General features: G+C 69.9%; 14 protein-coding genes. 6 read left to right on the top strand and 8 right to left on the bottom strand.

Annotated elements, in window-relative coordinates:
• Window positions 1–94: 94 nt before the first annotated feature.
• Entirely contained in the window at window positions 95–1,087 is a 993-nt protein-coding gene (gene hemB / locus ACFULQ_RS23335) for a porphobilinogen synthase (protein ID WP_383546834.1), read from the top strand.
• 295 nt (window positions 1,088–1,382) lie between these two features.
• Window positions 1,383–1,739 carry a DUF805 domain-containing protein gene (locus ACFULQ_RS23330; RefSeq protein ID WP_383546832.1) on the top strand — a complete coding sequence of 119 codons (357 nt, stop codon included), beginning with the start codon at window positions 1,383–1,385 and terminating at the stop codon, window positions 1,737–1,739.
• 29 nt (window positions 1,740–1,768) lie between these two features.
• Here ACFULQ_RS23330 and ACFULQ_RS23325 read toward each other — a convergent pair whose 3' ends face one another.
• Window positions 1,769–1,945, bottom strand: a complete 177-nt coding sequence (locus ACFULQ_RS23325; RefSeq protein WP_383546830.1) for a hypothetical protein — start codon at window positions 1,943–1,945, stop codon at window positions 1,769–1,771.
• Between the two features lie 232 nt (window positions 1,946–2,177).
• Between ACFULQ_RS23325 and ACFULQ_RS23320 the strand changes: the two genes are divergently transcribed.
• Window positions 2,178–3,080 carry an SAM-dependent methyltransferase gene (locus tag ACFULQ_RS23320; RefSeq protein WP_383546829.1) on the top strand — a complete coding sequence of 301 codons (903 nt, stop codon included), beginning with the start codon at window positions 2,178–2,180 and terminating at the stop codon, window positions 3,078–3,080.
• A gap of 97 nt (window positions 3,081–3,177) precedes the next feature.
• Window positions 3,178–4,374, top strand: coding sequence for a PLP-dependent aminotransferase family protein (locus tag ACFULQ_RS23315; protein WP_383546827.1), 1,197 nt, complete (start codon window positions 3,178–3,180; stop codon window positions 4,372–4,374).
• Here the strand turns inward: ACFULQ_RS23315 and ACFULQ_RS23310 are convergent.
• The 6 genes from ACFULQ_RS23310 to ACFULQ_RS23285 form a co-directional block, all read right to left on the bottom strand.
• On the bottom strand, window positions 4,371–4,874 hold the full coding sequence (locus ACFULQ_RS23310) for a hypothetical protein (RefSeq protein WP_383546825.1): 504 nt from the start codon (window positions 4,872–4,874) through the stop codon (window positions 4,371–4,373). The two genes, ACFULQ_RS23315 and ACFULQ_RS23310, sit on opposite strands and share 4 nt — an antisense overlap.
• The gene (locus ACFULQ_RS23305) at window positions 4,871–6,118 is read right to left on the bottom strand and encodes a putative T7SS-secreted protein (RefSeq protein ID WP_383546823.1); all 1,248 of its coding nucleotides are present in this window, start codon (window positions 6,116–6,118) and stop codon (window positions 4,871–4,873) included. Before ACFULQ_RS23305 ends, ACFULQ_RS23310 begins: the two co-directional genes overlap by 4 nt.
• Window positions 6,118–6,444 carry a hypothetical protein gene (locus ACFULQ_RS23300; RefSeq protein WP_383546821.1) on the bottom strand — a complete coding sequence of 109 codons (327 nt, stop codon included), beginning with the start codon at window positions 6,442–6,444 and terminating at the stop codon, window positions 6,118–6,120. The genes ACFULQ_RS23305 and ACFULQ_RS23300 overlap by 1 nt, the downstream gene beginning before the upstream one ends.
• Window positions 6,445–6,568: 124 nt before the next feature.
• A complete protein-coding gene (locus ACFULQ_RS23295) occupies window positions 6,569–7,363 on the bottom strand; it encodes a DUF4253 domain-containing protein (protein ID WP_383546819.1) in 795 nt (264 codons plus the stop codon).
• 44 nt (window positions 7,364–7,407) lie between these two features.
• The gene (locus ACFULQ_RS23290) at window positions 7,408–7,584 is read right to left on the bottom strand and encodes a DUF397 domain-containing protein (protein WP_383546818.1); all 177 of its coding nucleotides are present in this window, start codon (window positions 7,582–7,584) and stop codon (window positions 7,408–7,410) included.
• Window positions 7,581–8,405, bottom strand: coding sequence for a Scr1 family TA system antitoxin-like transcriptional regulator (locus ACFULQ_RS23285; protein ID WP_383546816.1), 825 nt, complete (start codon window positions 8,403–8,405; stop codon window positions 7,581–7,583). Before ACFULQ_RS23285 ends, ACFULQ_RS23290 begins: the two co-directional genes overlap by 4 nt.
• A gap of 113 nt (window positions 8,406–8,518) precedes the next feature.
• Between ACFULQ_RS23285 and ACFULQ_RS23280 the strand changes: the two genes are divergently transcribed.
• Window positions 8,519–8,920 carry an ATP-binding protein gene (locus tag ACFULQ_RS23280; RefSeq protein ID WP_383546814.1) on the top strand — a complete coding sequence of 134 codons (402 nt, stop codon included), beginning with the start codon at window positions 8,519–8,521 and terminating at the stop codon, window positions 8,918–8,920.
• Between the two features lie 7 nt (window positions 8,921–8,927).
• Here the strand turns inward: ACFULQ_RS23280 and argS are convergent, their stop codons facing one another.
• Window positions 8,928–10,682, bottom strand: coding sequence for an arginine--tRNA ligase (argS, locus tag ACFULQ_RS23275; protein WP_383546813.1), 1,755 nt, complete (start codon window positions 10,680–10,682; stop codon window positions 8,928–8,930).
• Window positions 10,683–10,815: 133 nt separating this feature from the next.
• Between argS and lysS the strand changes: the two genes are divergently transcribed.
• On the top strand, window positions 10,816–12,561 hold the full coding sequence (gene lysS / locus ACFULQ_RS23270) for a lysine--tRNA ligase (RefSeq protein ID WP_383546811.1): 1,746 nt from the start codon (window positions 10,816–10,818) through the stop codon (window positions 12,559–12,561).
• The last annotated feature ends 2 nt before the right edge of the window (window positions 12,562–12,563 follow it).

Below are 12,563 nucleotides of genomic sequence, written 5' to 3'. Positions count from 1 at the left end.
GCCCCCACTCACCCGCACCCGCCCCGCAACCGCACCCGGCACCCCCCTAGGCGCCCGGCTCAAGCCCAGCGCAGCGGGGGCGTAGCCTCGGGGTATGACGACGTACGGATCCTTTCCCGGTGCTCGGCCGCGGCGGCTGCGGACCAATTCCGTCATGCGGCGGATGGTCGCCGAGACCCGGCTGCACCCGGCCGACTTCATCCTTCCGGCGTTTGTGCGCGAGGGCGTCAGTGAGCCGGTGCCGATCGGGGCGATGCCCGGGGTCGTGCAGCACACGCGGGACAGCCTGAAGAAGGCTGCCGCTGAGGCCGTGGCTGCCGGGGTGTCCGGGATCATGCTGTTCGGGGTGCCTGAGGAGGGGAAGAAGGACGCCCTCGGGACGCCCGGGACCGATCCCGACGGGATTCTCCAGGTCGCCATCCGGGACGTGCGGGCCGAGGTCGGGGACGAGCTGCTCGTGATGTCCGATCTGTGTCTCGACGAGACGACCGACCACGGCCACTGCGGGGTGCTGGACGACCAGGGGCGCGTCGACAATGACGCCACCCTTGAGCGGTACGCCGAGATGGCTCAGGTGCAGGCCGACGCCGGCGCGCACGTGGTCGGGCCCAGCGGGATGATGGACGGGCAGATCGGGGTCGTACGGGATGCCCTCGACCAGATCGGGCGGGAGGACGTCGCCATCCTCGCGTACACGGCGAAGTACGCGTCCGCCTTCTACGGGCCGTTCCGGGAGGCCGTCGGGTCCTCGTTGCAGGGGGACCGCAAGACCTACCAGCAGGACCCGGCGAACGCGCGCGAGTCGCTGCGGGAGCTCGCCCTCGACCTGGAGGAGGGCGCCGACATGGTGATGGTCAAGCCGGCCGGGCCCTATCTCGACATCCTCGCGCGGGTCGCGGACGCCGTGGACGTGCCGGTCGCCGCCTATCAGATCTCCGGTGAGTACTCGATGATCGAGGCCGCGGCGGAGAAGGGCTGGATCGACCGGGACCGGGCGATCCTGGAGGCGCTGACCGGCATCAAGCGGGCCGGGGCGCGGAACATCCTCACCTACTGGGCGACCGAAGTGGCTCAGAAACTCCGCTGACGAGGCCGTCGGGGCGGCGCGGCACGGCAACGGTTCGAGCTCGGTCCGGATACGGGTGGAGCTCGAACCGGCCAACGTCCGGATAACAGCGGCCTGTTCGCAGGGTGATCTTCTGGTGGTCTGTCCGGGATGCACCCTCCGGCGGGGTGGATTTGTCTCGGTGTGGCAGGTGCCTGTCTTGATGAACCGTTTACATCAGTCGAATTGACGAGTTCGTGACATCCTCCATATCTTCTGCGCCTGGCCTGATCCATTCGGAACGGTTCCGAGCGGCGATCTCTGGGGGGACACCACCATGAGCTGGTTCATCGAAGTTCTCAAGAAGTACGCGGTCTTCAGCGGTCGTGCGCGCCGCAAGGAGTACTGGATGTTCGCGCTGTTCGCCGCGATCATCTACGTCGTGTTCGCCATCCTCGGCGCCGTCAGCAAGCAGTCGTGGCTCGTGGTGATCCCCTACCTCGCCTTCCTGCTGCCCGGCCTCGCCGTCACCGCGCGCCGTCTGCACGACACGGGCCGCAGCGGCTGGTGGATCCTCTTCGGCTTCGTGCCGCTCGTCGGCGGCATTACCCTGTTCGTCTTCTCGGTGCTGGACAGCGAGCCGGGCGACAACAAGTACGGCCCCAACCCGAAGCTGGCCCCGGCGCACGTGTGATGCCGTAACTCCGCTTCGAGGCCGCCCGGTCAGTGCCGGGCGGCCTTCGCGTTCTCCGCGGGCGCGACGGCGGCCGCTCCGGCCCTGGCCGGGCCCTCGTCGCGTACGCCCTGGCCGTCGTTGCACCCCGTGAGGGTGAGCAGCGCCAGGAGCGTCAGCAGGACGGTGGCGGTGAGGGTGCGGCGGGTGTGGGGTCCGGTGGGCATGGGATCAGGTTGCGGGGCGGGTGGGGCGTACGCCAGCCTTCGGCGGCGAATTCGGGACGCGCCGGTCGGCGGAAGGGGCCTGAGCTGCGGGGATGTCGTGTCCCGAGTCGCCCTGGTGGGATGCGGGACGGGGGGTGGCGGGCGCCGGGCACCATCAAGTCGCCCCAGGAGTTAGGTTCTTGACCAGTGTGGTGGTTGTCCGTTGAAGGACCGACTCTTAGGGGAGACACCCATGTCCGGTGACGCGCTGAGCCAGGACCCGGCCGAGCTGGCCAAGAGGATCGACACCACCAAGGCCCATCCGGCCCGCGTCTACGACGTCTTCCTCGGCGGCAAGGACAACTACCCCGCCGACCGCGAGGCGGCCGCCGCCGCGCTCGCCGCCAACCCCCGCGGCTACCTCGACGTACGCCACAACCGCGACTTCATGCGCCGGGCCGTGACCCGGCTGGCCGAGCGGGACGGGATCCGGCAGTTCCTCGACATCGGCACCGGGCTGCCCACCGGCGAGAACGTCCATCAGATCGCCCAGCGGATCCTGCCCGACGCGCGGGTCGTGTACGTCGATAACGACCCGGTGGTGCTGGCCCACGCGCGGGCGCTGCTCACCAGCGGGCCCGAGGGACGTACGGACTACGTCGACGCCGACTTCACGAGCCCCGCGCAGATCCTCGAACAGGCCGCCAAGACCCTCGACTTCGACCAGCCGATCGCGCTGTGCCTGGTCGCGATTCTGCACTTCGTCGAGGACGAGCAGGCCTATCCGATCGTGCGGGAGCTGGTGGCGGCGCTGCCGGCCGGGAGCCGGATCGTGCTCAGCCATCTCACCGACGAGATGCATCCCGAGCCGACCCGCGCGGTCCAGCGGACCTACACCGAGCGCGGGTTCACCTTCGTGTTCCGGTCCAGGGCGGAGGTGGAGCGGTTCTTCACCGAGGTGCCGGGGGTCGCACTGGACGAGCCGGGCGTCGTGCCCGTACATCGGTGGCACCCCGGCCCGGCCCCCGCGCCGCCCGCCGTCGACGCGGAGGACTTCGCGGCGCTCGACGACATCGAGAAGATCCGCTACCGCGACATCAACGACGTCACGGACGACGACATCAACGTCTACGGGGCCACCGGGACCAAGGGCTGAGCAGTGTCCGTATCGCGGAAAGGTGCTTGTAGGCGGCACTCACTTCTTTAGGCTGCGCCGGAACCAGTCGTCGCAGTCCGCAGTCGAAGGAGACGTCATGACGGTGCCCACGTTCGCTTCCGTGCCGCCGCTCGCCGCCCGGGCCCGGGCGGTCGGTGGGTCGCCGGTACGGGACATCCTCGCCGTCACCGCCCGCCCCGAGGTGATCAACTTCGCGGGCGGGCTGCCGGCCCCCGAGCTGTTCGACGCGGAGGGGATCGCCGAGGCCTACCGGGCGGTGCTGGCGGAGGTGCCGTCGCGGGCCCTCCAGTACTCGACCACCGAGGGGGAGCCCGTGCTGCGGGCGGCCCTCGCCGAGCGGATGTCGGTGCGCGGGCTCGCCACCGACGCCGACGACGTCCTCGTCACCACCGGGTCCCAGCAGGCGCTGTCGCTGCTCGCCACCGCGCTGATCGAGCCCGGCGACACGGTCCTCGTCGAGAGCCCCTGCTATCTCGCCGCCCTCCAGGCCTTCGGGTTCGCGGGCGCCCGGGTGGTGGCCGTGCCCGGGGACGAGGAGGGGCTCGATCCCGCGGCGCTGGAGGAACTCGTGCTTCGGGAGCGGCCCAAGCTGCTCTACACCGTCCCCACCTTCCAGAACCCGACCGGCCGGACCATGTCCGCCGAGCGCCGGGCCGCCGTCGCGTCCGTGGCCGCGCGGTGCGGGCTGTGGATCGTCGAGGACGACCCGTACGGCGAACTCCGCTTCGAGGGCGAGCGGGTGCCGTGGATCGCCTCCCACGAGGAGGCCGCCGACCGGGTCGTCCTGCTCGGCTCCTTCTCCAAGGTCATGGCGCCCGGACTGCGGCTCGGCTGGCTGCGGGCACCCGGCGAGCTGCGGCGCGCCTGCGCGGTCGCCAAGCAGGCCGCCGACCTGCACACCCCGACCGTCAACCAGCTCGCCGCGGCGCGGTACCTGGCCGACCGCGATCTCGACGCCCATGTGCGGCGCGTCGCGGGCGTCTACGGCGAGCGCCGGGACGCCATGCTCGCGGGGCTCGGCGAGGCGCTGCCCGCGGGATCGACCTGGACGCGGCCCGAGGGCGGCATGTTCCTCTGGGCGCGCCTTCCGTCGTCGTACGACACCACTGATCTGCTGCCGCAGGTCGTGACCCGGGATGTGGCCTACGTGCCCGGGGCGCCCTTCTACGCCGGCGAGCCCGACCGGTCGACCCTGCGGCTGTGCTTCGTGACGCAGACGCCCGAGGAGATCGGGGAGGGGCTGCGGCGGCTGGGGGAGGGACTGGCGGGCTAGCCGAAGGGTGTGCCGGACGGGGAGGTCCAGAAGGTCACGGTCGGGCCGTAGGCCCCGTCCTCCTCGTCGCTCACCTCGACGGTGACCTCCAGGTCGGGGTACCGGGCGGACAGGACGCCCTGCCAGCACTCCCCCAGAGCCAGGGCGAGCCCGGGCAGTTCCTCGCCGAGCTGGTCGTCGTCCGTCAGGGGTGTGTTGACGAACGTGTCCCACAACTTGACCTGGTTGACGACTGCCTCGACACGTTCCCTGTCGTCGCCCAGCTTCGTGAACCAGTCGTCGACGTTCCCCTGACCGAACCGCTCCTTGAGGAACACCCCACCGCGGTACTCGACCGTCTCGGGGCAGAACAGCCAGGCCGCGGCCAGGACGAACCGCAGGCCGCCCTCGAAGTCGAGGTAGTTGGCCGGGGTGAGTGTCTCGTCCTTCCACTCCGTGCGCCACCGGGTGAAGAACGCCGGGAGCCTCCGGTCGGACCACGACGGCTTGCTGCGGCTCACGGGATCTCCCAGGGGAACGCGGCGCGTACTTCGTTCGACGGGCGCACGAAGACCTGGCCGGTTTTCGGGTTGGTGTTGCGCTCGTACTCTACGACGTGCGGGGTGTCCACCCCGCCGTGCGGACGGCCCTCCAGGTCCACTCGCTTCACCGCACGGCCTTCGGAGTCGTACGTCGTGTAGTTGGTGACTTTTCCGGTCTGCGGGTCCGTCTTGTAGAGGGTGCCGTCCTTCGGGCCGTTCTCCACCGGCAGGTTGTTTCCCGCGCGGCCGCCGGTGCCCTTGTACTGCTGGCCGTTCTTGATCAGATCGGACGCCGGCTGCTGCGAGGAGCCACCCGTGCCGGAGCCCTCGCTGTTCATCCGGAGGGGTTCGACCTGGGAGTCGCTCGTGGCGTGCTGGGCGAGGTCCACCGCCCCGGCGCCCGCCAGCCCGACGCCCGCGGTGATCCCGGCGGCGGACACGACGTTGAGGGGTACGCCGGCGATGGCACCGACCCCGGTGGCGTCCAGAGCGACGCCGAGACCTTCGCCGCCGGCGCTGACGCCGGCCAGGAGCATGCCGCCGAGCATCGCCGCGCTGTCGCCGGGGTGCTGGACCATGGCGTTGCCGAAGGAGGCGAGGTCATTGACGACGGTCTTGCCGCCGTCCACCAGCTCGTCACCCACGTCGCCGAGGAAGTCGCCGACCTTGGACCAGAATCCCGGGCGCTCCGGGGCGGACTCGGTGGCCTTCCGCACCTTCGCGGCCGCGGTGTGCCCTGCGGTCTCCACGTTGCCGCGCGCGGTGTCGAGAGCCGCACGGGCGGCTGCACGGTCCGCCTCACCGGGATCGTCGAAGGGGATCTCGGTGTTGTCCCCTCTGCCGCGCGCCTCGCCGACCTGCCGGTCATGGGCGTTCCTGGCGTTCGTGGTGGCCGTCTCGCCGCGCGCGTACTGCGCTATGGCCTCGGCCGCGCGCTGCTGGGCCGCGCGCAGGGTGTACAGGTAGTCGTACAGGGCGTTGGCGGCGGTGTGGAACTCGTTGCCCGCCTCGGTCCATCGGGCGGGCTGGCCGTGGAAACGGTCCCGGAAGGCGTCGCCGGCAGGACCCCGCCAGCCGTCCTCGGTGTCGACCTTCGCCAGTCCTTCGCCGGCCTCGATGAGGACATCGCCGTAGGCGAGCAGGGCCTGTGCGGTCGTGGTCAGGGAGTCCGGTGAGCCGGGGACGAGCGCGCGGGGATCCGAGGTCTCGCCGAGCTGGGCCATCAGGACGCCCCCGGGTCCGTGCCGGACGGCGACCGAAGAACGCCCTCGGTGGAGAGCTGGATGTGCTCCTCGGCCGCCTCGTAGTTCTTCACGCAGCGGTTCAGCCGGTCGGAGACCTCGGCGCCGTCGGAGGCCAGGTGCGAGACGCCGATGTTCCACCGGTCGGTGAAGTCGACGATCGCGGAGGCCAGTTCGTCGTGCCCGAAGTCGCCCTTGGGGGCGTCGATGTCGCTCACCTTCTTGGTGGCCATCGCGTCCAGCGTGGTGCTGATCCCGGAGGCGGCCTTGCGCAGCGCACCGAGGTCCACGGAGAAACCGTCCGGCATGCTGAGCGCCCTCCCCCTGTTAAGGACCGCAAACGAGAAGGGAGTTTAGCGACGGATTCAGTGCGCCGAAATGAGCTGGCTTGACTTGAAAGGGAATTTGCTCATGGAAGACCGCTGGTTTGCCTCAGTCCCACCAGAAGGACCAGACGCGCTGGTCCAGTACCTGGTGTGCGGCGTACTCGCGCAGCGTCCGGTGGTGGCCCTGGTCGATGGTGTCCGGGCAGAACGCGTAGTGCTCGGCGGCTACGGCCTCCGCGGCCTCCTGCGTGGTGGGCGGGGCGGCGACGGAGACCACCAACCGGTCGAAGCCCAGGGCGATGACGCGTATGCCGAAGCGGTCCTCCCACGAGCGCAGCACCGCGCACAGGCGCGCCACGTCGTTCTCGTGGTTCAGCGGGCCCGTCCAGCCGATCGCCGCCGGGATGTCCGCGCTGCGGCGGGCCGGGACCAGGGCCAGGCGCGGCTCCTTGAACCACGAGCCCTCGTCCAGGAGGGCGTCGGCGGTCTCGACGGCCCGCCGGTCGGGGTCGGCGGGCAGAGCGGTGGGGGCCTCGGCGAGACCCGGCCAGGATCCGTCCTCGTCCCCGGCGTACTCCTCCCAGAACTCCGCCAGGACCTCCTCCGGGTCGTGGTCCCCGGGGTACGACATCTCCCCGGGCATCAACTCCCACTCCTCGGGCCCGCCCTGGCTCCCCCCGACCTCTACCAGCACCGGAAGCAGCCCGGTCCGCGCGGCGCGGGTACCGAGCGCGCTCCACGCCCCGGACGCCGCCGCGTACTCGGCATGCCACAGCAACGGTTCATGCCACGGCCCCTCGTCGGTCTCGTCGATCAGTCTCCCCAGAGGGAGTCCAAGTCCGAGCGAACGACCGCTCGGGTCTGCCGCGAGGGCGGGCAGCGGGTTGGGAAGAGTCGCCATGCCAGTGACTGTAGGGGGAGCCACTGACAATGCCGTGCGGGGTGTTACTTGAGGGCGGTGGTGAAGGTGGTCCAGGTGGTGGGGGACACCTGGAGGGCGGTCTTTTCCGGGTGCTTGGAGTCGCGGATGTGGATGGCCTGAGGGGAGACGGCTACCTCAAGACACTGGCCGCCCTCACTGCTGCTGTAGGTCGACTTGAACCACTGAAGTGCCGTGCTCATCGCTCTCCTAGCAGACGGTCCAACAGGCGTCTGGAGTCCTCAATGGTGAGGGCCTGAGTCCGCAGCATCGCATATTTGCGCGCCAGGATGGACACCTCGTCTGCGTCGGAAACCCACTGACTGCCGCGTTGGGACTCGGTGTACGCGAGGTGCTGATGGTCGGGAGTCTCCAGGAGTGTGAAGGGGCCGGCGTCCCCCGCGTGCGAGCTGCGGTCGAGCGGCAGGATCTGCAAGGACAAGCAAGGGAGTTCGGAGCACTCGCGGAGGAAGCGCAGCTGGTCCCGGTGCGTCTCGCGACCGCCCGTGGGCATGAGGAGCGCGGGCTCCCAGACCACGAAGCTCAACGTCGGTGGGACCCTGCGCTCGAGGATCTCCCGTCGGCCCACGCGCGCGGCGACCTTCGTCTCCAGTTCGTCGGAGTCGTAGGCCGGAACGCGCCCGCTCAGCAACGCGCGTGCGTACGGCTCGGTTTGCAGCAGGCCGGGCACGACCAGGGCGTCGTACCAGGACAGGGCGATGGCCTCGCGCTCGTGCTCGACGTACAGCTCGGCCCACATCGGGAACTGGTCGATGTCCGGCAGGTTGGCCACGCCCGCCGCCAACATCCCCTTGGTCTCCAGGACTTCGTCCAGCAGCGCGGCCAGATCCGGTTTCAGTGTCCGCCTGCCCTGCTCGATCGACGCGATGGTCTCCTCGTCCACGCGGACCATGTCGGCGAGGGCGGTCTGGGTGTGGCCCGCCGCGCGGCGGGCCGTGCCGAGTTGCTTGCCCAGCATCTTCAGGGACGTGAGGTTCTTCGGCCGCGGCTTCCTGGCGCTCATGAGATGGTCCATCCCCCTTGGTACGCGTACGTCACCGGGTGAGAGCCCGTACAAAAAATCTGTACGGGTTCACCGAGTGATCAACGGTAGTCACTCTCCGCAACTCTCGTCCCGTGAACGAGACGACCCGACTACCGCCCCTGCGCGAGCGGTTCTTCCGCCGCGAACGCCGATCCGCCCAGGCCGCACGGCAGTTCGCCGCCGAGACCCTGGCCGGCTGGGGGCTCGCCGAGACGCCGAGGACGGACGACGTGCTGCTCTGCGTGAGCGAACTCGTCACCAACGCCCTGCTGCACGGCGTACCGCCCGGACGCCAGCTGCGGCTGTTCCTGCGTCACGAGGGGCACGCCCTGGTCGTCGAGGTGCACGACAGCGGCCCCGGCGTCCCTCGGGTCGTCCACGACGGCGACGAGGGTGGCCGGGGCCTGCTGCTGGTGTCCGCACTGAGCGACAAGTGGGGCGTGCGGGAACGGGAGTTGGGGAAGGCCGTGTGGTGCCAGTTCGGACTGCCCTAGACCCGGGTCAGAGGCGCTCGGGCGTCCTGATGCCCAGGAGGGCCATGCCCTGGTGGAGGGTGCGGGCCGTCAGGTCGCACAGGAACAGGCGGTTCTCCACCTGCTCCGGGGTGTCCGCCTTCAGGACCGGGCACTTGTCGTAGAACGACGTGTACAGGGACGCCAGTTGGTACAGGTAGGCGGCCAGCTTGTGCGGGGCGTACTCCGCCGCCGCCTCGAAGACCGTGCTGCCGAACGCGTCCAGGTGCAGGCCCAACGCCCGCTCCGCGTCCGCCAGTTCGAGCTCCGGGTGCGCGGACGGCCGTACGTCTCCCGCCTTGCGCAGGATCGACTGGATACGGGCGTACGCGTACTGGAGGTACACGCTCGTGTCGCCGTTCAGCGAGACCATCTGGTCCAGGTCGAACTTGTAGTCCCGGTTGGGGGACGTGGACAGGTCCGCGTACTTCACCGCGCCGATGCCGACCTGCGCCGCCCGCTCCTGGATCTCGTCCTCGGTGAGGTCCTGCGCCTTCTCCCGTACGACCTCGGCGGCCCGCTCGACCGCCTCGTCCAGCAGGTCCTCCAGCTTCACCGTCTCGCCCTCACGGGTCTTGAACGGCTTGCCGTCCGCGCCCAGGACGGTGCCGTAACCCATGTTGTGCGCGGTGACGTCGTCGCCCAGCCAGCCCGCCCGGCGGGCCGTCTCGAAGACCATCCTGAAGTGCAGGGACTGGCGTACGTCCACGACGTACAGGAGTGTCGTCGCGTGGAGGTCGACGACGCGGTTCCTGATCGCCGTCAGGTCGCTCGCCGCGTAGCCGAAGCCGCCGTCCGCCTTCTGCACGATCAGCGGGACCGGCTGGTCGTCCTTGCCGCGGATGTCGTCGAAGAAGACGACCAGCGCGCCCTCGGAGCGCACCGCGACGCCCATCTCCTCCAGGAGGCGGGCGGTCTCCGGCATGCCCTCGTTGTACGCCGACTCGCCGACGATCTCCTCGTCCCGGATCTCCATGTCCAGCTTCTCGAAGACCGAGTAGAAGTAGACCTTCGACTCGTCCACGAACTGCTGCCACAGGTCGAGCGTCTCCTTGTCGCCCGACTGGAGGGCGACGACCCTCTTGCGGGCCCGCTCCTTGAACTCCTCGTCGGAGTCGAAGACCACGCGGGACGCCTTGTAGACCCGGTTCAGGTTCGACATGGCCTGCTCGCCGTCGACCTCGGCCGCGGGGGCCAGCTCGCCCGGGTTCTCGATCAGGTACTGGATGAGCATGCCGAACTGGGTGCCCCAGTCGCCGATGTGGTGCCGGCCGATCGTCTTCTCGCCGGTGAAGTCGAGCATGCCGCGCAGGGCGTCGCCGATCACCGCGGAGCGCAGGTGGCCGACGTGCATCTCCTTCGCCACGTTGGGCTGGGCGTAGTCGATCACCGTGATGCCCGGCTGGTCCTTGAGGGGTACGCCGAGACGGTCGCCGTCCTCGTACCGCGCGGCGAGGTTCTCCGTGATCGCCTTGTCGGTGAGCGTGATGTTGAGGAAGCCGGGGCCGGAGACCTCGATGTCCTTGATCAGGTCACCGGCGACCACCTGGGACACGACCTGCGTCGCCAGCTCCCGCGGGTTCGCCTTAGCCTTCTTGGCGAGCGCCAGCACGCCGTTCGCCTGGAAGTCCGCCCGGTCGCTGCGTCGGAGCAGGGGGTCCGCGTCGGCCTCCGGCAGGGTGGCGGAGAGCGCGGAGGTGAGCTGCTGGTTGACGGCGTCGCTGAGGGACGTGACCGGGGCCATGGGAGTGGGTGCCGTTCTCCTCGGGGGATCAGATAGACACGGTCAGTATCCCATGGGGGGTAAAGCGGTTTTCTCCGGCGCGGGGTGGTCTGGGAGAATGGAGCCTCCATCAACGCCATCAGTAAAAGAGGACGTGCCGATCGTGGGTCAGAGCGCTGAGACCACCGACTGGGTCTCCCGTTTCGCGGATGAGGTCATCGAGGAGTCGGAGCGTCGGGCCCCGGGCAAACCGGTCGTCGTCGCGTCCGGGCTGTCACCCTCCGGGCCCATCCACCTCGGGAACCTCCGTGAGGTCATGACCCCGCACCTCGTCGCCGACGAGATCCGGCGCCGGGGCCACCAGGTGCGCCACCTCATCTCCTGGGACGACTACGACCGGTACCGCAAGGTGCCCGCCGGGGTCGCCGGTGTCGACGAGAGCTGGGCCGAGCACATCGGCAAGCCCCTGACCTCCGTGCCCGCGCCCAAGGGGTCCGCCCACCCGAACTGGGCCGAGCACTTCAAGGCCGCCATGGTCGAGGCGCTCGCCGAGCTCGGTGTCGAGTTCGACGGGATCAGCCAGACCGCGCAGTACACCTCCGGCGTCTACCGCGAGCAGATCCTGCACGCCATGGCCCACCGAGGCGACATCGACGCGATCCTCGACCAGTACCGCACCAAGAAGGCCCCGGCCGCCGCGAAGAAGCAGCAGAAGCCTCTCGACGAGGCCGAGGTGGAGGCCGCCGAGGGGTCCGGTGCGGCCGCCGAGGACGACGGGTCCAGCGGCTCCGCCGGGTACTTCCCGTACAAGCCCTACTGCGGCAACTGCGAGAAGGACCTCACCACGGTCACCTCCTACGACGACGCCACCACCGAGCTGTCGTACACCTGCAACGCCTGCGGTTTCTCCGAGACCGTCCGGCTGAACGAGTTCAACCGCGGCAAGCTCGTCTGGAAGGTCGACTGGCCGATGCGGTGGGCGTACGAGGGTGTCGTCTTCGAGCCCAGCGGGGTCGACCACTCCTCGCCCGGGTCCTCCTTCCAGGTCGGCGGCCAGATCGTCGGGATCTTCGGCGGCAAGCAGCCCATCGGGCCCATGTACGCCTTCGTCGGCATCTCCGGGATGGCCAAGATGTCGTCCTCCCGCGGCGGCGTGCCCACCCCCGGGGACGCGCTGAAGATCATGGAGCCGCAGCTCCTCCGCTGGCTCTACGCCCGCCGCCGGCCCAACCAGTCCTTCAAGATCGCCTTCGACCAGGAGATCCAGCGGCTCTACGACGAGTGGGACAAGCTCGACGCCAAGGTCGCCGACGGCTCCGCGCTGCCGGCCGACATCGCCGCCCACTCCCGTGCGGTGCGGACCGCCGGGGGCGAGCTGCCGCGCACGGCGCGCGTGCTGCCGTACCGGACACTCGCCTCCGTCGCCGACATCACCGCGGGCCACGAGGACCAGGCGCTGCGGATCCTCAGCGACCTGGACCCGGGCAACCCGCTCTCCTCGCTGGACGAGGCCCGGCCCCGGTACGACAAGGCCGAGGCCTGGATCAACACGCAGGTGCCCGCCGACCAGCGGACCATCGTGCGCACCGAGGCCGACGCCGAGCTGCTGAAGTCCCTCGACGAGGCGTCCCAGCAGTCGCTGCGGCTGCTGCTCGACGGGCTCGCCTCGCACTGGTCGCTCGACGGGCTGACCCACCTGGTGTACGGCGTGCCCAAGGTGCAGGCCGGGTTCTCCGCGGACGCCACGCCCAAGGAGCTGCCGGCCGAGATCAAGACGGCTCAGCGGGCGTTCTTCGCGCTGCTGTACCAGCTGCTGGTCTCGCGTGACACCGGGCCCCGGCTGCCGACGCTGCTGCTCGCCGTGGGGCAGGAGCGGGTGCGGGCCCTGCTCGGGGAGTAGGC

The organism is Streptomyces sp. NPDC057253 (assembly GCF_042669125.1).
Lineage (GTDB): Bacteria > Actinomycetota > Actinomycetes > Streptomycetales > Streptomycetaceae > Streptomyces.
The sequence above is the reverse complement of the archived record's forward strand: the minus strand, read 5'-3'. Positions and strand labels throughout refer to the sequence as shown.

Excerpts from the sequence above, each read along its gene's own strand:
- hemB (WP_383546834.1), top strand. The coding sequence starts at position 95 with ATGACGACGTACGGATCCTTTCCCGGTGCTCGGCCGCGGCGGCTGCGG.
- ACFULQ_RS23330 (WP_383546832.1), top strand. The coding sequence starts at position 1,383 with ATGAGCTGGTTCATCGAAGTTCTCAAGAAGTACGCGGTCTTCAGCGGT.
- ACFULQ_RS23325 (WP_383546830.1), bottom strand. The coding sequence starts at position 1,945 with ATGCCCACCGGACCCCACACCCGCCGCACCCTCACCGCCACCGTCCTG.
- ACFULQ_RS23320 (WP_383546829.1), top strand. The coding sequence starts at position 2,178 with ATGTCCGGTGACGCGCTGAGCCAGGACCCGGCCGAGCTGGCCAAGAGG.
- ACFULQ_RS23315 (WP_383546827.1), top strand. The coding sequence starts at position 3,178 with ATGACGGTGCCCACGTTCGCTTCCGTGCCGCCGCTCGCCGCCCGGGCC.
- ACFULQ_RS23305 (WP_383546823.1), bottom strand. The coding sequence starts at position 6,118 with ATGGCCCAGCTCGGCGAGACCTCGGATCCCCGCGCGCTCGTCCCCGGC.
- ACFULQ_RS23300 (WP_383546821.1), bottom strand. The coding sequence starts at position 6,444 with ATGCCGGACGGTTTCTCCGTGGACCTCGGTGCGCTGCGCAAGGCCGCC.
- ACFULQ_RS23295 (WP_383546819.1), bottom strand. The coding sequence starts at position 7,363 with ATGGCGACTCTTCCCAACCCGCTGCCCGCCCTCGCGGCAGACCCGAGC.
- ACFULQ_RS23290 (WP_383546818.1), bottom strand. The coding sequence starts at position 7,584 with ATGAGCACGGCACTTCAGTGGTTCAAGTCGACCTACAGCAGCAGTGAG.
- ACFULQ_RS23285 (WP_383546816.1), bottom strand. The coding sequence starts at position 8,405 with ATGAGCGCCAGGAAGCCGCGGCCGAAGAACCTCACGTCCCTGAAGATG.
- argS (WP_383546813.1), bottom strand. The coding sequence starts at position 10,682 with ATGGCCCCGGTCACGTCCCTCAGCGACGCCGTCAACCAGCAGCTCACC.